We start from the raw sequence: 21,293 nt of genomic DNA, 5'->3' as shown, positions 1-21,293 counted from the left end.
TGGCCGCGGTGGGCCTCACCACTTGAGGGTGCTTCGGGGGTTCTCGGGGTGGCGGCCCGCGATCTCGACCAGTTGGCTGCGGTCTTCGTCCGTCAGGCCTTCTGGCAGCACCACCTGGAGCTCAACGTACAGGTCGCCCGGCTCGCCCGACTTGGGCCGCACGCCGTGGCCGCGGACGCGGAGCCGCTTGCCGCTGGACGAGCCGGGGGGCACGCTCAGCGTGACGGCGCCGTGCGGCGTGGGGACGTCGATCTTCCCCCCCGCGGCCGCCTCGGCCAGCGTGATCGGCACGCGTAGGTCGAGCCGGTTGCCGGTGCGTTCGAACAGCGGGTGCCCGGCGACACGCACGGTCAGCAGGATGTCGCCGTCCGCCCCGCCGTTGGGGCTGGGGTTCCCCTGCCCGCGGAGGCGGATCTTCTTGCCGCTGGTGATGCCGGCCGGCACCTGCACGCTGATGGTTTCTTGCTTGCCCGTGGCGCGCGAGAGCTGCAGCGCGGCCGTCCCCCCCAGCACCGCGGTAGCGAACGGGACGGTGATCTCGTGCGAGACGTCGGCGCCCCGTTGGGCCGCGGCGCGGCCGTGCCGTTCGCGGCCCGCGCCACCGGCGCCGCCCGCGCCGGGCGTGCGGAACTGCCGGAACAGGTCGGCGAAGCCGCCGCCGCCGGTGGCGCCCCCCCCTCCGCCGCCGAAGATGTCGTTGATGTCGAACTCATACTCCCCCGCGCCGCCGCCCCCGGGCGCGCCGCCGGGCCAGCCGCCGCGTGCCCCCCCGGCGCCGCTCATCGCCTCGTAATTCGCGCCGTAGCGGTCGTACAGCTCGCGTTTCTTGGGGTCGTTCAGCACCTCGAAGGCGGCCTGCACCTCGTGGAACTTCTTCTTGGCCGCGTCGTCTTCTGGGTTCAGGTCGGGGTGGTACTTGCGGGCCAGGTCGCGGTAGGCCTTGCGTACCTCGTCTTCCGAGGCGCCTTTGGAGAGGCCGAGTGTGGCGTAGTGGTCTTGGGCCATGCCGGTGCTGGAATAAATGACGGGCCGGGAGAGGGGGCGGACAGAACGGGGTATTCTAGCCGGCCAGACCGGCCCGTGTACCGGGCCCGGCCCCCCGGCAATCGGCGCAACGCGACTAACCGCGCGCCCCGGCGCCGAGGATTGCCGGGTGGTAGGGTTGAGGATGGAAAGCCTTTGTCTGAAGAACGTGGTCTGCTTGGCTCCAGAGAAACTCCGTCGGCTTACGCCGGCGGCTCGCCTGGCGTTGGTCTTGGGGTGGGCGCTTGGGCCGGCGGCGTTGCTGGCCGCTCGGCCCGATGGGCAATTGCTGGTGCGAGTGACCGACGCCGAGTCGGGGGCGCCCATCGCCGCAAGGATCACACTTACCAATAGCCGCGGCCGCCCGGCGCTGCCGCGCGGCGCCGCGGTCGCTCAGTTCGCCGACCACGGCTACGTCGATGGCCAGACGCTGCTCGCCCTGAAGCTGGGCAAGTACGTCTTCGACCTCGACGCCGGACCCGAGTGGCGCACCGCCCGCGGCGAGTTCCAGATCGAACGCCACGCCGACGACGAGAAAACCGTGGCGATGAGCCGCGCCGTCGACCTTGCCAAAGAGCGCTGGTACGGCGCCGACGTGTGGGGGGCGCGCACGGGGGAAGGGCTGGGCGTCGCCCTGCGGGCCGAAGGGCTCGGCTATGCGCCGCTGATCGCCTTCGAACAGGCCGGCGGACGCTGGCGCTCTACCGACGCGCCGGCCGGCGCCGGTCCTGATTTCGGACCGCACGCGGCGCGCCTCGAGGGGCCCAGCGGCGCGTTGCTGGTCTTCCGCGTGGATGGGCCGCTGACCGCCGAAGACTTGTCGGGCCTCGACGCCTCGGTCGCGTCGCTGCGTGGGGCGCGCGCCCGGGGACTGCGCGTGGTGGTCGACCCGGCGTCGTGGGCATTCCCCGCGTGGCTCGCCGGGGGGGTGGTCGACGGCGTGCTGGTGATCGACGAGTCGTCCGATCGCCTGGGCAAAGGCCGCCGGCCGGCCGACGGGCGGCGGTTCCCCGGCCGCCGCGGAGCTGGGCGCTACCGCGAGGCGTGCTACTTCTCGGCGCTAGACGCCGGGCTGCGTCTGCCCCCGTTTGCCGGCAGCGGCTCGGGCGAGGCCCAGACGCCGCTGGGTGCGGGGCGCACGTACGCCCTGCTCTCGGGCGGGTGGAGCACCGCCGATTGGTGGCGGGCGGCGCTGGCCGGCCAGACATTTATTACCAACGGCCCGCTGCTGCGGGTGTCGGCCCCGCCCGAGAGCGACGGCTCGCTCCCCTCGGGCGCCAGCCTGGCCACGCGCAACCCCATCGAGTACCTCGAAGTCGTCTCCAACGGCCGGGTCACCGCCAGCGTGCCGATCCGCGAGCTCGCCGAGAACCGGGGGCGGCTCCCCGAGGTCGACCCGTCGCTGGGGGGCTGGGTGGTGCTCCGCGCCGCCACCACGGCCGGCGACCGCTACGAGCGGGCGATGACGGCCCCCTACTACCTCGACCCCCCGTCCGATCCCGCCATCAGCCGCGCCGCTTGCGAGGCGATGCTCGACTGGCTGAGGGCGGCCGAAGCCGCCGGCGTCGACCTGGGGAGCGACGGGCCAGCGGCGCAGGCGTTCTGGCAGCAGCGTCGCGACAGCGCCAACCGCGAGTAGCGGCGCGCCGTCACGCACCCAAAGAAACCCACCCAAGCGAGCCCCACCCAGAACCGCCAATAGCCGACGGGCGCCGCCCCGTCGGTGTGGTGGGATGCGGTTTGTTGCTCCGATTCACCGACGGGGCGGAGCCCGTCGGCTATTGGTTCTCTTTTTCTTGAGATGCACGCTGCTGCTTTCTTGGTGTAGGGAGCCTGCCGGGGCAACCGCTTTCGCTTGGCGCCGCGCTCGTGCTTGCTGCTTCGGGCGTTCCGCTTGAGGCGCCCGCCGTTGGGGCCTAGACTGCGGCTCGATGGCAATCACGGAGTGACGGAACGCTAGCGATGGAACTCGACGAGATAGGCCGTGACGACGCTCAGCTCAAGGACATCGTCCGCGAGACGGCCGTCCATTCCAAGCTGGAAGGACCGATCGAGTCGCTCAGCTTCTTACGTAAATCGCTGCTGTTTGCGGAGCTAGCGAGCCTGTCGTACGCCTCGCGGGGCGAGGCGGGGAGGCTGGCCAATGCGATGGGGCTGCCCGAAACACGCTACTACGACCGCCACGGCGCCCAGGCCTACCTGTTCGGCAACGATCACGACGCGGTCGTCGTCTGCCGCGGCACCGAGCCGAACCAGTGGAACGACATCCGGGCCGACCTCGACGCCGCTAGCGTGGTGGCCGAGACCGCCGGGCGGGTCCACCGCGGCTTCAAACGCGAGATGGACGACCTCTGGCCCCGGCTAGAAAAGGCGTTGGCGTCGAACGAGCGGCCGCTGTGGTTCGCGGGCCACTCGCTCGGGGGGGCGATGGCGGCCATCTGCGCCGGGCGGTGCAAGCTGTCGCAAATCAGCTCGAACCCCCGGGCGTTGTTCACCTTCGGGGCGCCGCGGGTGGGGAACAAGCGGTACGTGAGCCACACCAGGATCGAGTACTACCGCTGGGTCAACAACAACGACGTCGTGCCGCGCGTCCCGCCGCGGTGGATGGGCTACCGCCACTCCGGCACGGAGGTCTATTTGAACCGCAAGGGGCAGATCAGCCGGGTCCGGGGGGTCTGGAAGGCCCGCGACCGCTGGTGGGGCTTTGTCCGCGGGCTCACGAAGTGGCGGATCGATCAGTTTTCCGACCACTTCATGGGGGACTACCTGCGGGCGATCCTGGCGGAGATCGACGAGGAAGAGTCGGGTTACGGCCACCCCTTCTGCCCCCCCAACCCGCTGGGGGACGACGAAAAATCCTTGGCGTCTTCTTGACATCGAAAGAGATTATTTGTTTATTGAATACGAACCCGCGGGTGGCTTTGCCGAGCGCCCGTGGCCGTTCACTCTTCTTCTCATTGACTCTCGGCTGCACAGGACACGCTTTCGATGCATGTTCCGACTTCGCGGTTGCGTCGCGCCCTCCAGCGGTCGGCGGGGTTTACGTTGGTTGAGCTGTTGGTAGTGATCGCTATCATCGGCATCTTGGTGGCGTTGTTGCTGCCGGCGGTGCAGGCGGCGCGCGAGGCGGCGCGCCGCACGCAGTGCATCAACATCGAGAAGCAGTTGCTGCTGGGGTTGCAGTTGCACCACGACACCGCGCAGGCCTTTCCGAACGGCACCAGCATCCCCGCCAACGGCCGGACCGGGCCGTCGTGGATCACCGACATCCTTCCGCACATGGAAGAGCAGCCGACCTATGACACGATCTACGACTTCTTGGTATTGAAGTCCAACACCCCCGGAACGCAGGCGCCGCTGGCGGTACAAGAAATCGTGCGCCAATCGAAGCCCGCGTTCCGCTGCCCCTCGTCCCAGATGGCCGAGGCAGACACCGACCCGGCTCTTGCCAACTCGCGCAACCCGCTGCAGTTTGGCACGTCGAACTACCGCGGCTGCCGCGGGGTGCGAGACAACGGCGGAAACAATGGCTTGGCGACCACGCAGTCGCTCAACTTCACGCTCGCCGGGCAAAGCAATGCGATCCCGATCGGACAACTAATCGGCGTTCTGTATCCGGGTTCTCCCGACCGTATCGAGAAGCCGACCAGCATCCGCAAGATCACCGACGGCACGTCACACACGATCATCATCGGCGAGGTAGAGATGCTGGTGCCGCCGGCCAACATCCCGAGCAACGTTGAACTCTGGGAAACCAACAAAGGGACCGACGACGGGCAGTACCGCTGGCCTACTTGGCCTGGAACTCATGGTGACAAGGACGATACGCTCTTCAACATGTGGGCCCTCGACCGGGCGGCCGTGAACTGGTTCGACCGCGACGCGGCCAGCAGCGCCCACCCCGGAGGCGCGGTCTATGGCTTCTGCGACGGCTCTGGCCACTTCATCACCGAGTCCATCGACTGGGAGGTCTACGCGGGCCTCGGCACGCGGGCCGGCGGTGAGACCCTGCTAGAATTCTGATCTCTTTCTTGAGGCGCTGGATTTGATGCGTACTACGTTGGCGGGCGTCGCCCTGCTTGGCATTGTGTTGTGTTCCGGCTGCGGCGGCGCGTCGATGGGGGACGTCTCGGGCACGGTGTCGTTTAACGGCGCGCCGGTGACAGGCGTGGTCGTCTACTTCCGCCCGGTGCCGCCCCCAGGAGAAAGTTACGCCGCCACCAAGGCCGCGTTTGGCGAGGTCGATAGCCAGGGGCAGTACCGCCTCACCACGACCAACGCCAACGACGGCGCGGCGGTGGGCAAGCACAAGGTGTCGATCACCAGCTCCGACCGCAGCAAACCAGTGCCGGGCGAGCTGCCGGACGACTTTCAAGTTGAGGTCAAGCCCGGCAAGAACACGATCGACCTAGAGCTGCAGCCCGGCAAGGCCAAGGGGCCGAAGATCAACAACGCGGGCTAGGCTAGTCCCGCACCCACAAGCGCACCACCTCGCCGCGCACGCAGTCGAGCGCGGCGATCGCCGCACAGGCCCGGCCGGCGGCGCCCTCGGTGGTGGTGTGGGTCATGATCACCAGCGAGACCGGCGCCCCTTTCTCCTTGGGCTCGTGCTGCAGCACGCTGGCGATCGAGATCTCGCTCGCGCCCAGCGCCGCGGTGATCTTCGCCAGCACCCCCGGGTGGTCGTCTACCATCGCCCGCAGGTAGAAACGCCCCTCGGCGTCGGCGTAGTCGGCCGACGAGACGCGTGCGGGGCGGTTGCTCCACAGCTCGAGCGAGCGGAACGTGATCGCCGTCCGCCCCACGCAGGTGTCGACCAGGTCGGCCACCACGGCGCTGGCGGTCGGCATCTGCCCGGCGCCCTGGCCGTGGAAGAACAGCGGGCCGACCGCGTCGCCCACGACGCGGATCGCGTTGTAGGGGCCCGACACCTCCGCCAGCGGCGAGCCGTCCCGCAGCAGCGTTGGGGTGACGTGCAGCTCCAGCGCCTCGCTGCGGTCGAGCTCGGCGACCGCTAGCAGCTTGATGGTGTATCCCATCTCGCGGGCGTAGCGGACGTCGGCCAGGTCGAGCGTATCGATGCCGCTGCGGGGGATGTCTTTCCAGTCGACGCGGGCGCCGAACGCCAGGTGGGCCAGGATCGCCAGCTTCTGGGCGGCGTCAGAGCCGTCGACGTCCATCGCGGGGTCGGCCTCGGCGTAGCCCAGCCGCTGGGCTTCGGCCACCACCTCGCTGTAGGGGACCCCGTCGGCGTGCATCTTGGTGAGGATGAAGTTGCTGGTGCCGTTGAGGATGCCGGCCAGCGACTCTACCTGGTTGGCCGACAGGCAGGTCGACAGATTGGCGATAATCGGCACGCCGCCGGCCACCGAGGCCTCGAAGGCGATCGATCGGCCCAGCTCGCGGGCGGCGTCGCACAGCTCTGGGCCGTGCTCGGCCATCAGCGCCTTGTTGGCGGTCACCACGTCTTTGCCCGCCTCGAGCAGGCGGAGCATGATGCTGCGGGCCGGCTCGATGCCGCCGATGAGCTGGCAGACGACCTTGATCTCGGGGTCGTCGATCACGTCTTCCAGGCGGTCGGTCAGCACGCCCTCGGGTAGCTGGCAGCCGCGGGCCTTTTTGAGGTCGCGGACGACCGCCTTCTCGAGCCACAGCACGCGGCCGGCGTGCCGGGCGGTGCGGTCGCCGTGGTCGAGCAGCAGCCGGGCGACGCCGGCGCCCACGGTTCCGAGCCCGATCAGGGCGACTTTGGTCTTTTCCATAGGGTCCATCGTAGTTTGCGGACGGCGAAGGTGTAGGGTGCACGCAGTGCACCAAGCGGCAGCGTTGATACCGCCCCTCGTGCACTGCGTGCACCCTACGCCGCCATCGGTTTCGGCCGGAAGGGCTCAGCGTTAGACTCTGTGGGCTATCCATTCCGCAGCCCGTACTCCCTGTTCTTCCCCAATGCCCCGCTACAACCCCGCGACCATCGAGCCCAAGTGGCAGGCCTACTGGGACGAGCACAAGACGTTCCGTGCGCCCGAGATGCCGGGGACGCCGGCCAGAGCGGGCTGTCGGATGCGATACCGACGCCATTCTCGAAGATAGGAACCGGCCCAAATGTTTAGAACCAAAGCTTTGGTAGTGCTCGGAGGCGCAGTCCTTGCCTACTTCGGTATCCAGGAGCTGCGAGTCGGCATGTCTTCCACGCCGGAGCCAGTCGGAGTTGATTTAGCAGAAGTCGAGTCGGGCGCGATCATTGACAACAACCACTGGCTGCTTTCCGAGCATGTCGCGGTATTCGGGGCTGCAATCTACGAGTACGAGAAATGGACAGGCAACGGCGGCAAAGAGCTTGACGAACGAACAAAGTGCACTTGGTGCTACTACCCGGTGATGTCCTATGACCACGAATACGTGCGTACGATTAGTGCGTTGGAAGCGGAGTATGGCAGCCTAGACAAGCTTACCGACCAAGAACTTCCTGCACTTGATGGGTTCAAGGTCTTGGTCAGGACCAAGGAGTTCAAGACTGTCGGAGATATCCCGAGCGGGCTTGAGGGGCGCAATTCGGTCCAAGGGTTAGTTGTGAGTCGAATCGAAGGGCTGGGCAGCGACGAGAAGAAACTAATGTCTGAGGGTTTTCCAGGCCTCGACCTCGACGATCTGCTGCTACTGGAGGCCGGTCGCCGACCTACCTCTGTAGCGGCAAGCAGTGGAATGATCGCTGGTGGCGTCGCATTGCTCGTCGCAGGCGCAGTGTGGATGCTACGCAGGAACGGCGCGGCAGATTCCACGACGACTCAAGATTCCTAAACTACCATTTTCCTCATTCCGCACCCTCAATGCCCCGCTACAACCCCGCGACCATCGAGCCCAAGTGGCAGGCCTACTGGGACGAGCACAAGACGTTCCGTGCGCCCGAGATGCCGGGCGAAAAGAAGCTGTACGTGCTGGACATGTTCCCCTACCCCAGCGGCGACGGCCTGCACGTGGGGCACCCCGAGGGGTACACGGCCACCGACATCGTTTGCCGATCGGCGCGGATGCGGGGGGTGAGCGTGCTGCACCCGATGGGCTTCGACGCCTTCGGCCTGCCGGCCGAGGAGCACGCCATCAAGACGGGCGAGCACCCGCGCTCGCAGACCGAAAAGAACATCAGCACCTTCCGCCGGCAGCTCAAGTCGCTGGGGTTTAGCTACGACTGGGAACGCGAGCTGGCCACCACGGACGTGCCCTACGTCCGCTGGACGCAGTGGATCTTCTTGCAGCTCTACGACACCTGGTTCGATAAGCAGCAGCAGCGCGGGCGCCCGATCACGGAGCTGGAGATCCCCGCAGAGGTGCAGTCGCTGGGCGAAGACTTCGCCCGCAAGTGGGTCGACGAGCGCCGTTTGGCCTACCAGAGCGAGGCGCCGGTGAACTGGTGCCCGGCGCTGGGCACGGTGCTGGCCAACGAAGAGATCGTCGACGGCAAGAGCGAACGGGGCGGGCACCCGGTAGAGCGGCGCCCGCTGCGCCAATGGATGCTGCGGATCACGGCCTACGCCGACCGGCTCTCCGAGGGGCTGGACGAGCTCGACTGGCCCGAGGGGGTCAAGGCGCTGCAGCGCAACTGGATCGGCCGCAGCACGGGGGCAGAGGTTGACTTCAAGCTGGCTGTCAGCGAACAGCTTTCCGCGGTCAGCTCTGGCACAGCCGCGGCGCAGCCGGCGGCCGGCGACCTACGGTCAGCGGGTTTCCCCGAGAAGCCCGCCTCGAACTCGCTGCGTGTGTACACCACGCGTCCCGACACGCTGTACGGGGCCACCTACATGGTGATCGCCCCCGAGCACCCGCTGGTCGGCGCGCTCACCACGCCGGAGAACGCCGACGCGGTGGCCCGGTACGTACGCGAGGCCTCGCTCAAGAGCGACCTGGACCGCACCGAGCTGGCCAAGGAGAAGTCGGGGGTGTTCACCGGTTCGTACGCCACGAACCCGGTGAATCAAGAGAAGGTCCCGATCTGGATCGCCGACTACGTGCTCATCAGCTACGGCACCGGCGCCATCATGGCGGTGCCGGCGCACGACGAGCGCGACTTCGAGTTCGCCCGGCAGTACAACATCCCGATCCGCGCGGTAGTCGACCCGGGCGACGCCGTGACGGCGGACGAGCGCGCCGAGGTGCTGGCCGGCAAACGGGTCTACCCCGGGCTCGGCGTGGCGATCAACTCCGGCCCGTTCGACGGCACCGCGACGGCCGACTTCAAGAACAACATCACCGTTTGGCTCGCCGAGCACGGCGTCGGCCGTCAGGCGGTGAACTACAAGCTGCGCGACTGGCTCTTCAGCCGGCAGCGGTTCTGGGGCGAGCCGTTCCCCATCCTGCACGAGCTAGACGCCCACGGCCGCGCCACCGGCCGCGTGCGCACGGTGCCCGAAGACCAGTTGCCGGTCGACCTGCCGCACCTAGACGACTTCAAACCGCACGGCCGCCCCGAGCCGCCGCTCGACAAGGCGCCCGACGATTGGCTGTACCCCGAGATCGACGCCGTCCCCTACAAGCGCGAGACCAACACGATGCCGCAGTGGGCCGGCAGTTGCTGGTACTACCTGCGGTTCCTCGACCCCGCGAACGAAGACGCGCCGGTCGACCCCGAGATCGAGAAAGCCTGGATGCCGGTCGACTTGTACATCGGGGGGGCGGAGCACGCGGTGCTGCACCTGCTGTACTCGCGTTTCTGGCACAAGGTGCTGTACGACCGCGGCGTGGTCTCCACGGCGGAGCCGTTCCAGAAGCTGGTGAACCAAGGGATGATCCTGGGCGCCAACAACGAGAAGATGTCTAAGAGCCGGGGCAACTCGGTCAACCCAGACGAGGTGGTGGCCGAATACGGCGCCGACGCACTGCGGCTGTACGAGATGTTCATGGGCCCGCTCCCCGACTCCAAGCCCTGGAGCATGGAGGGGGTGAACGGCGTCTACAACTTCTTGGGCCGCGTTTGGCGGTTGTGCCTGGACTGGACCGCGGACGAGATCGTGGTGGACGCCAAGGTCACGGACGCGGCCCCTACCCCCGAGCAGCTCCGGGTGCTGCACGCCACGATCAAGTCGGTCACCGAAGACATCGACCGGCTGAGCTTCAACACCGCGATCGCGCGGATGATGGAGTTCGTCAACTTCTTCAACAAAGAAGAGGTCCGCCCGCGGGCCTGCATCGAGCCGTTCGTGCTGCTGCTCTCGCCGTTCGCGCCGCACATCGCGGAAGAGCTGTGGCGGGCGCTGGGTAGTTCGACACGGGGCCACGCCGGCACGCTGGCCTACGAGCCGTGGCCGGTTTACGATGAGGCGCACCTGAAGCAAGACTCGGTGGAGCTTCCGGTGCAGGTGGGCGGGAAGGTGCGGGCCAAGATCACCGTCCCCGCCGACGCCGACAACGCGGCGGTGCTCGCGGCGGCCAAGGCCGAGCCGCGGATCGCGGAGCTTATCGCCGGCAAAACACTTGTCAAAGAACTCGTTGTGCCGGGCCGCCTGGTCAACCTTGTCGTAAAAGACGTGAATTAAACCGCCAAGGACGCCAAGAGCGCCAAGAAACAACCGACAAGCTTGGCGCTCTTGGCGTCCTTGGCGGTTCAAACTTAAGAGAGCTCATCATGAAGAACGTTGTTGCCGTGGTGCTGGGTGGCGGGCGGGGCACGCGCCTTCAACCCCTTACTTCGTACCGATCGAAGCCCGCGGTGCCGCTGGCGGCCAAGTACCGGCTGATCGACATCCCCATCAGCAACTGCCTGAACAGCGGGCTGAACCACGTGTTCGTGCTGACGCAGTTCATGACGGTGAGCCTGCACCAGCACATCCGCGGCACCTACCGCTTCGACGCGTTCGGGGGCGGGTTCGTAGAGATCCTGGCCGCCCAGCAGACGATGGACGCCGACGCGTCGCTGGACTGGTACCAGGGCACGGCCGACGCGGTGCGCAAGAACCTGCGTTACCTGCTGGCGCAGCAGTTTGAGTACGTGCTGATCCTCTCCGGCGACCAGCTCTACCGGATGGACTACGCCAAGATGCTGGCCGAGCACCAGGCCGCCGGCGCCGACGTCTCGATCGCCGCGATCCCGGTCGACCGCAAGGACGCCTCGGCGCTGGGCATCATGCGGGTAGACGACACCGGCCGGGTGATCGGCTTCGTCGAAAAGCCCAAGACAGATGAGCTGCTCGATAGCGTGCGGATGGACCCCAAGTGGATCGACGCCCACGGCGTCGACAGCAAGGGCCGCGACTGCCTGGCGAGCATGGGGATCTACCTGTTCAACCGCAAGACGCTGACCGAGGCGCTGGAGCAGAGCGACTCGTCCGACTTCGGCAAGGAGATCTTCCCCCGCGCCATCAACGAACGCCGCGTGCAGGTGCACCTGTTCGACGGGTACTGGGAAGACATCGGCACGATCAAGTCGTTCTACGAGTCGAACCTGGCGATGGCCCGCCCCGACTCGCCGTTCGAGCTGGCCACGTCGAACGCCCCCATCTACACCCGGCCGCGGTTCCTCCCCCCGACGCGGGTCGACGGCGCCCAGATCCGCCAAAGCCTGATCGCCGACGGCTGCGTCATCGAGCCGGGCGCGGTGATCGAGAACAGCGTCATCGGGCTGCGGTGCCGGATCGGCCGCGATGCGGTGATCCGCGACTCGATCGTCATGGGCGCCGACTACTACGAGACCCCGTCGGACCTCGCGGCGCTCGACCCCGGGACGCCGCCGCTGGGCTTCGGGGCCGGCTGTGTTGTGGAGAAAGCCATCATCGACAAGAACTGTCGGGTGGCCGCGGGCGTACGGGTAGTGAACGAGACCGGCAAAGACGAGCTCGGCGAGGGCCGAAACTGCGTGGTCCGCGACGGGATCTTGGTTGTCCCCAAGAATCACTCCCTGGCGGCCGGCTGGCGGCTCGCGTAGCGGCCCGCCCCGGCGCCAGGCCCTACAACCGGTTCAGCCGCGCCGGTCGCGGCCGCCGCTTCGCCCGCGGGCCGCTGCGCCGCGTGGACGAAGCGGGCAATCGTCGCCATAGTGAACCCGGGGCCGGTCCCGGGTCCAAGAGCCGTTCCGCTACTCTAGATCGATCCAACAAGCCATGCCGATACGTCTGCGTACGATCGTTTTCTCCGTTTTCGCCCTGCTTGCCGCTGCCTGCACGCCGGGACTGATGGCCCAGCCGGGGCCGCGCGACACAAAGATCGAGCCCTACACGGGCCCGCCGGTGTTCCTGAACGAGGGCGAAACGCCCCCGCCCCCCGCGCTGGTCGAAACCAAGCTGCAGTCGGACAAATACGAGAACGGTAAGCCGCGGCTCGAACGCGAGGTCTCCCGCTACTCCGACGACAGCTTCGAGAGCAACGGCGTCTACCGGGAGTACTTTGAGAACGGCCAGTTGTTCACCGAGGGGCGGTTCACCAAGAACGACCCGGTCGGCGAGTGGGTCTTCTACCACGAGAACGGCGAGGTCGCGAAGAAGGTGACCTACGTCGACGGCAAGCCGGACGGCGTGATCGAGACCCTCGACCCGCAGGGCCGCGTGCTCTCCCACGGCGAGTACGCCGTGGGCAAGCGGAAGGGAGACTGGGTGACCTACGCCCCGTCCGACGACGAGTCGGCCGAGCTGGTCAAGGTCCGCGAAGAGCACTACGCCGACGGCAAGCCCACCGGGGTTTGGAAGACCTGGCGGGTCGACGGATCGCCGGCCCAGGAGACCCCATTTGAGGACGGCGTGCTCAACGGCGTCGCAACCGAGTGGGACGAGGCGGGCGACAAGCGGGCCGAGATCACCTTCGTGGCCGGCAAACGCGACGGGCTCACCCGGGTGTGGCGCGCAGACGGCAAGGTGGTGGAGCAGACCTTCGACGACGGCCGTCTGACCAAGCAAAAGGCGCCCGAGTAGCCGCAGAGTTGGCCCCGGTTCGCCCTTGGCTCTTTGGGCGCTACAATGTCCCGGGTCGTCGGCAAAGGAGTCGGCGTGACCACCCCCCGCCACGCCCCGCGACATGCCAGACCCTCCCGAGAAACCCCTCCCGCCCGACGCCTCCGGATCGAACGGGATCGGCCCCGCCAAGCGTCCCGCGGGCGCGTCGCCGCCAGAGGCCACGGGCCCACGCCCCGACGCAAAGCCCAAGCGGGGCCGCGACGGCGCCAAGCAGCCCCCGCCCCCCTCCGGCGTAGCGCCGGTGGCGTGGATCGCGATGATCGCGTTGGCGCTGGTGGCTATCTGGTACGCCCAGATGACCGCCGGCGTGCGGGCCGAGATCCCGATGTCGCGCTTTCTGGCCGAAGTCGACGCCGGCAACGTCGAGCTGCTGATCATCCAGGGCCAAGAGGGGAGCGGCAAGTTCCGCAAGGCGCCGCTGCTCGATCTCCCCGTGGCCGACTCCCCCGCGGCCGACCCTGCCGAGGGAGCGCCTGAGCCAGGCGAGGAAGCTGTACCAGCGGCCGGAGACGCAGCCGCCGAGGGCGCCAGTGCCGAGAAGACCGACGCGTCAACAATCGAGCCCGAGGCGCAACCCGCCCAACAGCAGCCCCCGGCTGCGGAGGAGCCCGCGGCGCCCGGCGCCGGCGACAAGCTCGCCGAAGCCGAGGCCGACGCGAAGACCGATGCGAAGACCGATGCGAAGACCGATGCGAAGACCGATGCGAAGACCGACGCGGCCAAGACCGACCCCGCGGCCGATCCCAAGCGGCTCCCCGAGCTGTTTGTCGTCACCCTCCCGGGCCCTGAGCTCAGCGACGGGCTGATCCGCCGCCTCGAGGCCGGGAACGTCGAGTACCGCATCCAGCCGCCGTTCGATTTCGGGCCGCTGCTCACCTTTCTGTGGATCGGCGTGCTGGGGGTGATGGCCTACAGCATGTGGTCGATGTACCGCCGGTCCCGCGACCCGCTGGGTGGCGGCGGCATGCTGGGGGGCGTGGTCCGCAGCCCGGCGAAGAAGTACGACGGCGAGACCACCCCTAAGGTGACCTTCGACGACGTCGCCGGCCTCAAGGGCGCCAAACGCGACCTCAAAGAGATCGTTGAGTTCCTCCGCGAGCCGGAGAAGTTCCAGCGGCTCGGCGCGCAGCCCCCCAAGGGGGTGCTGCTGAACGGCCCCCCCGGCACCGGCAAGACGCTGCTGGCCCGGGCGGTCGCCGGCGAGGCGGGGGCGCCCTTCTACTCGGTCAGCGGCTCGGAGTTTATCCAGTTGTTTGTCGGCGTGGGCGCCAGCCGCGTGCGCGACCTGTTCAAGACCGCGCGGAAAACGGCCCCGTCGATCATCTTCATCGACGAGATCGACGCCATCGGCCGCCAGCGCGGCGCCGGCCTGGGGGGGGGCCACGACGAACGCGAGCAAACCCTCAACCAGATCCTCAGCGAGATGGACGGCTTCTCGGTCGGCGAGACCGTGGTGGTGATGGCCGCCACCAACCGCCCCGACGTGCTCGACCCGGCGCTGCTGCGGCCCGGCCGGTTCGACCGCCACATCACGGTCGACCGCCCGACGATCGAGGGACGCGAGCAGCTCTTCGAGGTCCACTCCCGCAAGGTGCCGGTGGCGGACGACGTTGACTTTAAGCGGCTCGCCCGCGCCACCACGGGGCTCACCGGCGCCGAGATCAAGAACCTGGTCAACGAGGCCGCGTTGTGGGCCACCCGGCACGACCAGCAGTTCGTGACGATGGATGACTTTGAGTACGCCCGCGACAAGGTGCTGATGGGGGACTTCCGCGAGGAGATCCTCACCGAAGAACAACGCCGCGTCACCGCCTACCACGAGTCGGGGCACGCCCTGGTGGCGTGGCTGATGCCTGGCGCGGCCAAGCTTCACAAGGTGACCATCCTGCCGCGCGGCCGCGCGCTGGGGGTCACCCACCTGTCGCCGGACGAAGACATCCACAACACCTCGCGGCACGAGATCGAGGCGCAGCTCACCATGGCGCTCGCGGGGCGCGCGGCGGAGAAGCTGGTGTTCGACGAGGTGACCGTGGGCGCCGAGAGCGACCTCAAACGCTCGACCCAGATCGCCCGCCGGATGGTGACCCACTGGGGCATGAGCGAGAGGCTCGGGCCGGTCTCCTACGCCACCACCGAGGAGCACCCCTTCCTGGGCCGCGAGATCGTGCAGCACGACCGGCAGTTCAGCGAGCACACGATGCAGTTGATCGACGACGAGGTGGCCAAGATCTTGCACACCGCGGCGGACCGCGCCCGCCGGCTGATGACCGACCACCGCGACAAGCTCGAGGCGCTCGCCACGGCGTTGCTCGAACGCGAAGAGATCTCGTCGCTGGAGGTCGAAGAGCTGATCGGCCCCTCGGCCCCCGGGCCGCGTTCCGGGGTTGTCATCGAGGTCGCTTCCTCCGCCAGCGACCCCCCGAAGTAGGCCGCCGGTCGCCGGCGTTCCCTCCCCGTTCCTCTTACTCCCAGGCCGACCGATGGCAGACGACAACCAGCTCGCCCACATGGTGTTCTTCACCCTCAACGACCCGGCCCAGGCCCAGGGGCTGGTCGACGGCTGCATGAAGTACCTCACCAACCACCCGGGGCTGGCCTACTTCAGCGCCGGCGCCCGGGGCGAGGAGTTCGACCGCCCGGTGAACGACCAGGAGTTCCACGTCGCCCTGCACGCGGTGTTCGAGTCGAAGGAGGCCCACGACGCCTACCAGACCTCCCCGCGTCACCTGGAGTTCGTAGAGCGTTTTAAGGGGGGCTGGAAGCAGGTGCGGGTGTTCGACAGCTACGTGTAGCGGATGGGGGCTCCGCTTCCTGACGGGCGCGGCTCAACAATCGCGCAGTCGAGCCGCGCCCGTCAGGAAGCGGAGCCGCCCCCAAGGCTCTCCTGCAAAACCGGCGCAATCGGCGTAAACTACGCATCCATCCCGGTGTTCCGGGTGTGGTATGTTTGAGCTGCACGCCCCCCGCCGAGAGCCCATGTCCGCGCCGACATTCCTTCCCGAGCACTTCATCAACCGCGAGCTGAGCTGGCTGGAGTTCAACGCGCGGGTGCTAGAAGAGGCGCAAGACGCGTCGAACCCGCTGCTCGAGCGGGCGAAGTTCCTGGGGATCTTCGCGTCGAACCTCGACGAGTTCTTCATGGTCCGCGTGGCGGGCCTCCGCGAGCAGGCGTTCGGCGCGTTGCCGCCGCAAGACCCCCCGACCGACGGCCTCTCGCCCCTCAGCCAGCTCCAGCGGATCGCGTTCCGCGTGAGGCAGCTCGTCGAGCAGCAGTACGAGTGCTGGACCGCCTCGGTGCGCCCCGCGCTGGCGGCCGAGGGGGTGCGGATCCACGTCGAGGCCGACCTCACGCCGGCGCAGCGGAAGAACCTCGACAAGTTCTTCCGCCAGCGGGCGTTCCCCGTGCTCACGCCGATGGCGATCGACCCCAGCCACCCCAGCCCCCGCTTCCACAACCGCGGGCTCTACCTGGCGGCCACGCTGCGCCGCACGCACGGCATCGGCCCGGGGCGGATGTTCGCCGTGGTGCAACTGCCGCAGGTGCTGCCCCGGTACGTGCCCATCGACCCCGAGAGCCTGACCGACTTCATCCGCCTGGAAGAGGTGGTGGCGGGCCGCCTGCCGGAGCTGTTCGGGGGGTACCAGATCGTCAACGTCGGCGCCTTCCGCATCACCCGCGACCAGGACGTCGACCTGCTGGACGAGGAGGGGGACGACATGCTGCGCGCCATCGAGGGCCGCCTGCGCGCCCGCCAGCGGAGCGAGGCGGTCCGGCTGGAGGTCTCCGCCGACATGCCCCCAGAGCTGCTGAGCCTGCTGGTGGAAGAAGAACAACTCAAGCGGGGCGCCGACGGGGGATACAACGAGGTCTACCCCGTGAACGGCCCCCTCGACATGACGGGGCTGTTCGAGCTGATCGGCCAGGTCGAGCGCCCCGACCTGCGCGACGATCCCTTCGCGGCGAAGGTCGAGCCGGAGCTGCGCGAGGACGCCGACCTGTTCGCCTCGATCGCCAAACGCGACTTCTTGCTGCACCACCCGTTCGACTCGTTCCGCCCGGTGGTCGATTTCGTGCAGCGCGCCGCCCGCGACCCGGACGTGCTGGCCATCAAACAGACCCTGTACCGAACCAGCGGCGACAGCCCGATCGTCAGCGCGCTGATCGAGGCCGCCGAGAACGGCAAGCACGTCACGGCGTTGGTGGAGCTCAAGGCGCGGTTCGACGAGGCGAACAACATCTCGTGGGCGCGTCGGCTGGAGCAGGCCGGCGTGCACGTGGTGTTCGGATTTATGGACCTCAAGACCCACTGCAAGCTCGCCCTGGTGGTGAGGCAGGAAGGGAAGAAGACCCGCCGGTACGCCCACCTGGGCACCGGCAACTACAACCCCACCACCGCCCGCATCTACACCGACCTCGGCCTGTTCACCGCGGACAAGGTGATGACCGAAGACGTCGCCGCGGTGTTCAACTTCCTCACCGGCTACTCGCAGGACCACGCCTGGCAGCGGCTGGTGGTGGCCCCGCAAGACCTGCACCGGCGCACCCTCGAGCTGATCGATGAACAAACCCAGCGGGCCGCCGCAGGCAAGCCGGCGCGGATCTTCGCCAAGCTCAACGCCCTGGTCGACCGCCCCACGATCGAGGCGCTCTACCGCGCAAGCGGCGCGGGGGTGCCGATCGACCTGGTGGTGCGCGGCGTCTGCTCGCTGCGGCCGGGGCTCTCCGGGCTGAGCGAGAACATCCGCGTCCGCAGCATCGTCGACCGTTTCCTCGAGCACAGCCGGCTGTTTGTCTTCGGCGAGGGAGAGGACCAGCGGGTCTACCTCTCCAGCGCCGACTGGATGCCGCGGAACTTCGAACGGCGGGTCGAGGTGATGTTCCCCGTCGAGGCGCCGGAGCTGAAGCGGCGGATCGTGGAGGAGATCATCCCGGCCCAGCTACGCGACAACCAGCGCGCCCGCGAGCTGAGCGCCGACGGCGGCTACAGCCGCGTCTCGGCCGCGGCGGGTCAGGTGGCCATCCGCAGCCAGCACGTGCTGCTGGGGCAGACGCCGGTGGAGGCCGTCCCGGGCCCCGCCCCGCCGGGGTCCACCGCCCCGGTCCCCGCCGCCAAGCCGTCGGAGCGGAAGTCCAAGCCGGGCCGCAAGCAGGGCGAGCAAAAATCCCTGTCGCACGGCAAGCACAAGGCGGACCGCAACGGCTCGGACAAGAGCCGAGACAAGAACCCAGACAAGACGGGGAAGCGGGGTTCGCGTGCGGCCAAGTAACGCGCGCCGCCCACTCCTTCGGAATCCTTGTCTTTCGGAGTTCTTGGCGTTTGCTTGCTGCGGACCCGGATCGTGGGTACCCTCAGACCGGTCCGAGAACCCCGTCCGCGGCGCCTCCTGCTTTCGCCAGGCGTGGCGGACCAGGGGGTGACGCGACAAGGATATCCGCCGTTCTGGGAGCCTGTCTAATGCAGTTGCGCCGTGACCTAGGCCCGCCTGGTTCTGCCCGCCTGCTCGCCCTCGGGCTGATCGCTGGCGTGCTTGGAGCCGCGGTGTCGGGCGACTGCCGGGCGCAGCCGGTCTCCTACGAGACGGTCGTCCTGTCGGGCGACCCAGTGCCGGGGGCAGAGCCGGGCGTCGCGTTTTCCGACCTGGGCGTGCTCGGCCTCTCGCTCAACGCCGGCGGGCAGCTCGTGTTTGGCGCCAATGTCTCGGGCCCCGGCGTCACTCTCGCCAACGACCTGGCGCTTCTCTCGTACTCGGGTGGGCCGCTCCGCCTGATCGCGCGCACCGGCCAGCCGGCGCCGGGCGTAGCGCCCGGGTACCGATTCGAGGGCCTCGACTACAACCCCGTGCTCAACAACGCGGGCCAGACGGCGTTCTTCGCGGGCCTGGCCGGCGGGCCCTCGGGGAGCCAGCTCGCACACTACCTAGATACCGGTGGGGCGCTGCAGCTATCGGCCCAACGGGGCGACCCCGTGCCGCTGGCGGGGCCGAGCGCCGCCTTCCGCTCGTTCGGCGAACTCTTGCAGTTGAACGACGGGGGCCAGATCGCCTACCTCGCGCTGGTCGACAACTCGACCAGCGCGCCCCAGTTCGATCAGGCGATCGTCCTGCAGTCCGGCGCAGCGCTGGGGCTGGTGGCCCTTACGGGAGACGCCGCGCCGGGGGCGGGCCCGGGGGTCCGATTCGGCGCCCTGCGCTACGACCCCGTTCTGAACGACCTGGGCCAGACCGCTTTCCTCGCCGAGCTGGCCGGCGCCGGGGTAGACGGCGCCAATTCCTTCGCGATCTTCTCGCAATCGAACGGCCCGCTGGCGATGGTGGCCCGTGCGGGCGACCCGGCGCCCGGCGCCCGCGCGGGGGTGCGGTTCGGCGATATGTCCAACGCCTACCCCGAGCTCAACAACGCCGGCGCGACCGCGTTCCTCACGGGCCTGACCGGCGCCGGCGTAGACGCATCGAACGGCCGAGCCATCTACCTGAGCAGCGGCGGGACCCTGGAGCTGGTCGCCCGGGCCGGCGACGCCCCGAGCCTTCTTGGTCCGGGAGAAGAGCTCGGTCCCCAGCTCGGGCGCCCCAGCCTGAACCAGTCGGGCCAGATCGCCTTCCAGACCCGCCTCACCGGCCCGGGCCTGAACAACACGAACAACCTAGCGGTCTTCACCGCGGCCGGCGGCGATTTGAACCTCGTAGCGCGGGGGGGCGACGCGGCCCCGGTCGCTGCGCCCGGCGTGAGCTTCGCGTTTCTGGGCGAACCGGTGCTGAACGACAACGCGCAGGTAGCGTTCCTCGCCACGCTGACCGGCGCCGGCGTGAACGGCTCGAACGACCTGGGCGTCTTCGGCGCCGACAGCCAGGGGGTCCTGCGGCTCATCTTTCGGGAGGGCGACCCGTTCGACGTGAACCCCGATCCGCTGATCGACGACATCCGCACGATCCAAAACATCGGCTTCTACTCGCTCTCAAACGGCAGCGGCGGCCGTCCCACGAGCTTCAACGCCGCCGGTCAGCTCGCCGCGACCCTCCGGTTCACGGACGGCACGCAAGGCGTGTTCATCGCTACCATCCGGGTCCCCGAGCCCGCGTCGCTGACGCTGCAAACCCTGGCCGGGGCGGCGCTGCTAGGGGCCTGGCGTGCCCGGCGACGCAGAAGCACGCCGGGCGACAACCGCCCACAAGCGGCAGAAAGCAGCCCCCGCGGGCCGGTTTAGCGCCCCCGGCAGGATTCGAACCTGCGACACACGGTTTAGGAAACCGATGCTCTATCCCCTGAGCTACGAGGGCGGGCTCAGCGGCCGTGGCGCGGCGCCGAAGTCGTTACAAAGTAGTTCTTTGCGGGGCCGCCGGCAATACGCTCGGGCGCCCGAGCCGGCTTCTACCGGTGATCCTCGATGAACCGCGCGCTTCGGTCGACAATCGCCTCGAACGGGGGGTCGATGTCGGCGCCCACCCTTCGCCAGTTGTGGCCGGCGTTCTTGACGATCACCACCTCTACCGGCGCCCCGAGCGCTTCGGCCCGCTGCTGCATGGCGAGCGCGTGCTTGACCGGGATGGTGGTGTCTTGGTCGCCCTGGACCATCAGCAGCGGCGGGCTGTCTTTGGTCAGGTAGTTGATGGGGCTCATCTCGCGGTACAGCGAGGTCTTCTCGCCCGGGTCCGAGTCGGGCCTCAAGATGCGGGCGCCGAAGCGGTCTTTAAAGTCCGGCCGATCGTCGTGGTTGAACAGGTCCTGGTTCTCGAAGTCGCACGGGCCGTACCAGGAAACGCCGGCCACAACCCGGTAGGAAACGTCGGCAAGCTCGGGGTCGCCCGGCAACACCTCGGGCGACGTGAGCGTCAACATCTGCGCGATCTGGCCCCCGGCTGAATCCCCCATCACGAAGAAGCGCTGCGGGTCTACCCCCAGCGACCGGCCCTGCTGGGCGAGCCGCCGCGCGGCGTCTTTGCAGTCGATCACGCAGTCGCGCATCGAGGTCTTGCGGCCCTTGTTCCAAAGTCGGTAGTCGACCGTCGCCACGCAGAAGCCCTTCTCGATCAGCCGGCTGAAGAGCGGCTCGAACAGCCTCTTGGAGACGCCGTGCCGGCTGCCGGCGGCCCACCCTCCCCCGTGCGTGTAGATGACCAGCGGGCACGGGGCGTCCCGATCCCCCGGCGGGTAGTAGAGGTCCAGGCACAGCTCCCTGCCGAGCACCTGCTTGTAGACGAAGTCGAGCTTGCGCTGGGCGCCCGTCTGAAGGTAGGCGGGCGCGTTCTTTTCGGGCTTCTGGGCCTCTTGCGAAAGGGCCGGCCGTGTGAGGGCCGCCGCCGCGATGGCGACCAGCAGTAGGGGTAGGGTGCGCATGGGGT

The 21,293-nt window shown here is 68.4% G+C and carries 15 protein-coding genes and 1 tRNA gene; 12 read left to right on the top strand and 4 right to left on the bottom strand.

The features are described from left to right. Window positions 1-15: 15 nt before the first annotated feature. On the bottom strand, window positions 16-1,005 hold the full coding sequence (locus tag Pla175_RS20670; protein ID WP_145289950.1) for a DnaJ C-terminal domain-containing protein: 990 nt from the start codon (window positions 1,003-1,005) through the stop codon (window positions 16-18). Between the two features lie 163 nt (window positions 1,006-1,168). On the opposite strand from Pla175_RS20670, the gene Pla175_RS20665 reads away from it, so the two are divergent. From Pla175_RS20665 to Pla175_RS20650, 4 genes are all read left to right on the top strand, one after another. Next, window positions 1,169-2,662, top strand: a complete 1,494-nt coding sequence (locus Pla175_RS20665; RefSeq protein WP_145289947.1) for a CehA/McbA family metallohydrolase domain-containing protein — start codon at window positions 1,169-1,171, stop codon at window positions 2,660-2,662. 323 nt (window positions 2,663-2,985) lie between these two features. Then, window positions 2,986-3,897 (top strand): lipase family protein, encoded by a 912-nt coding sequence (locus Pla175_RS20660; protein ID WP_145289944.1) that lies wholly within the window; start codon window positions 2,986-2,988, stop codon window positions 3,895-3,897. A 114-nt stretch (window positions 3,898-4,011) separates the two neighbouring features. Beyond that, complete coding sequence (locus Pla175_RS20655) at window positions 4,012-5,046, top strand: DUF1559 family PulG-like putative transporter (protein ID WP_145289941.1); 1,035 nt, start codon at window positions 4,012-4,014, stop codon at window positions 5,044-5,046. Window positions 5,047-5,071: 25 nt separating this feature from the next. Next, window positions 5,072-5,485, top strand: a complete 414-nt coding sequence (locus Pla175_RS20650) for a hypothetical protein (RefSeq protein WP_145289938.1) — start codon at window positions 5,072-5,074, stop codon at window positions 5,483-5,485. Between the two features lies 1 nt (window position 5,486). Here Pla175_RS20650 and Pla175_RS20645 read toward each other — a convergent pair whose 3' ends face one another. After that, window positions 5,487-6,785, bottom strand: a complete 1,299-nt coding sequence (locus Pla175_RS20645; RefSeq protein WP_145289933.1) for a homoserine dehydrogenase — start codon at window positions 6,783-6,785, stop codon at window positions 5,487-5,489. Between the two features lie 340 nt (window positions 6,786-7,125). Here Pla175_RS20645 and Pla175_RS20640 point away from each other — a divergent pair, with 340 nt between their 5' ends. The 8 genes from Pla175_RS20640 to Pla175_RS20605 all read left to right on the top strand — a co-directional run bounded on the left by Pla175_RS20640 (window position 7,126) and on the right by Pla175_RS20605 (window position 20,158). Next, on the top strand, window positions 7,126-7,821 hold the full coding sequence (locus Pla175_RS20640) for a hypothetical protein (protein ID WP_145289930.1): 696 nt from the start codon (window positions 7,126-7,128) through the stop codon (window positions 7,819-7,821). Between the two features lie 29 nt (window positions 7,822-7,850). Continuing rightward, a complete protein-coding gene (leuS, locus tag Pla175_RS20635; protein ID WP_145289927.1) occupies window positions 7,851-10,550 on the top strand; it encodes a leucine--tRNA ligase in 2,700 nt (899 codons plus the stop codon). 89 nt (window positions 10,551-10,639) lie between these two features. Next, complete coding sequence (locus tag Pla175_RS20630; RefSeq protein WP_145289924.1) at window positions 10,640-11,935, top strand: glucose-1-phosphate adenylyltransferase; 1,296 nt, start codon at window positions 10,640-10,642, stop codon at window positions 11,933-11,935. A gap of 175 nt (window positions 11,936-12,110) precedes the next feature. Beyond that, a complete protein-coding gene (locus tag Pla175_RS20625) occupies window positions 12,111-12,914 on the top strand; it encodes a toxin-antitoxin system YwqK family antitoxin (RefSeq protein ID WP_145289920.1) in 804 nt (267 codons plus the stop codon). Window positions 12,915-13,017: 103 nt separating this feature from the next. Then, on the top strand, window positions 13,018-15,384 hold the full coding sequence (ftsH, locus tag Pla175_RS20620) for an ATP-dependent zinc metalloprotease FtsH (protein ID WP_231953991.1): 2,367 nt from the start codon (window positions 13,018-13,020) through the stop codon (window positions 15,382-15,384). Window positions 15,385-15,436: 52 nt separating this feature from the next. Further along, complete coding sequence (locus Pla175_RS20615) at window positions 15,437-15,748, top strand: Dabb family protein (protein WP_145289916.1); 312 nt, start codon at window positions 15,437-15,439, stop codon at window positions 15,746-15,748. A gap of 184 nt (window positions 15,749-15,932) precedes the next feature. Beyond that, window positions 15,933-18,224 carry a polyphosphate kinase 1 gene (ppk1, locus tag Pla175_RS20610; protein WP_197527021.1) on the top strand — a complete coding sequence of 764 codons (2,292 nt, stop codon included), beginning with the start codon at window positions 15,933-15,935 and terminating at the stop codon, window positions 18,222-18,224. Between the two features lie 188 nt (window positions 18,225-18,412). Then, window positions 18,413-20,158 (top strand): DUF7453 family protein, encoded by a 1,746-nt coding sequence (locus Pla175_RS20605; protein ID WP_145289910.1) that lies wholly within the window; start codon window positions 18,413-18,415, stop codon window positions 20,156-20,158. On the opposite strand, the gene Pla175_RS20600 is transcribed toward Pla175_RS20605, so the two are convergent. Next, window positions 20,159-20,231: transfer RNA gene (locus tag Pla175_RS20600), tRNA-Arg, on the bottom strand. 91 nt (window positions 20,232-20,322) lie between these two features. Further along, window positions 20,323-21,288, bottom strand: a complete 966-nt coding sequence (locus Pla175_RS20595) for an alpha/beta hydrolase family protein (protein ID WP_145289907.1) — start codon at window positions 21,286-21,288, stop codon at window positions 20,323-20,325. Between the last annotated feature and the right edge of the window lie 5 nt (window positions 21,289-21,293).

The sequence above is a fragment of the Pirellulimonas nuda genome (genome assembly GCF_007750855.1).
Classification (GTDB): domain Bacteria; phylum Planctomycetota; class Planctomycetia; order Pirellulales; family Lacipirellulaceae; genus Pirellulimonas; species Pirellulimonas nuda.
Note: the sequence above shows the minus strand (reverse complement) of the source record. Positions and strands in the feature narration are given on the sequence as shown.

Excerpts from the sequence above, each read along its gene's own strand:
- Pla175_RS20670 (WP_145289950.1), bottom strand. The coding sequence starts at position 1,005 with ATGGCCCAAGACCACTACGCCACACTCGGCCTCTCCAAAGGCGCCTCG.
- Pla175_RS20665 (WP_145289947.1), top strand. The coding sequence starts at position 1,169 with ATGGAAAGCCTTTGTCTGAAGAACGTGGTCTGCTTGGCTCCAGAGAAA.
- Pla175_RS20660 (WP_145289944.1), top strand. The coding sequence starts at position 2,986 with ATGGAACTCGACGAGATAGGCCGTGACGACGCTCAGCTCAAGGACATC.
- Pla175_RS20655 (WP_145289941.1), top strand. The coding sequence starts at position 4,012 with ATGCATGTTCCGACTTCGCGGTTGCGTCGCGCCCTCCAGCGGTCGGCG.
- Pla175_RS20650 (WP_145289938.1), top strand. The coding sequence starts at position 5,072 with ATGCGTACTACGTTGGCGGGCGTCGCCCTGCTTGGCATTGTGTTGTGT.
- Pla175_RS20645 (WP_145289933.1), bottom strand. The coding sequence starts at position 6,785 with ATGGAAAAGACCAAAGTCGCCCTGATCGGGCTCGGAACCGTGGGCGCC.
- Pla175_RS20640 (WP_145289930.1), top strand. The coding sequence starts at position 7,126 with ATGTTTAGAACCAAAGCTTTGGTAGTGCTCGGAGGCGCAGTCCTTGCC.
- leuS (WP_145289927.1), top strand. The coding sequence starts at position 7,851 with ATGCCCCGCTACAACCCCGCGACCATCGAGCCCAAGTGGCAGGCCTAC.
- Pla175_RS20630 (WP_145289924.1), top strand. The coding sequence starts at position 10,640 with ATGAAGAACGTTGTTGCCGTGGTGCTGGGTGGCGGGCGGGGCACGCGC.
- Pla175_RS20625 (WP_145289920.1), top strand. The coding sequence starts at position 12,111 with ATGCCGATACGTCTGCGTACGATCGTTTTCTCCGTTTTCGCCCTGCTT.
- ftsH (WP_231953991.1), top strand. The coding sequence starts at position 13,018 with ATGCCAGACCCTCCCGAGAAACCCCTCCCGCCCGACGCCTCCGGATCG.
- Pla175_RS20615 (WP_145289916.1), top strand. The coding sequence starts at position 15,437 with ATGGCAGACGACAACCAGCTCGCCCACATGGTGTTCTTCACCCTCAAC.
- ppk1 (WP_197527021.1), top strand. The coding sequence starts at position 15,933 with ATGTCCGCGCCGACATTCCTTCCCGAGCACTTCATCAACCGCGAGCTG.
- Pla175_RS20605 (WP_145289910.1), top strand. The coding sequence starts at position 18,413 with ATGCAGTTGCGCCGTGACCTAGGCCCGCCTGGTTCTGCCCGCCTGCTC.
- Pla175_RS20595 (WP_145289907.1), bottom strand. The coding sequence starts at position 21,288 with ATGCGCACCCTACCCCTACTGCTGGTCGCCATCGCGGCGGCGGCCCTC.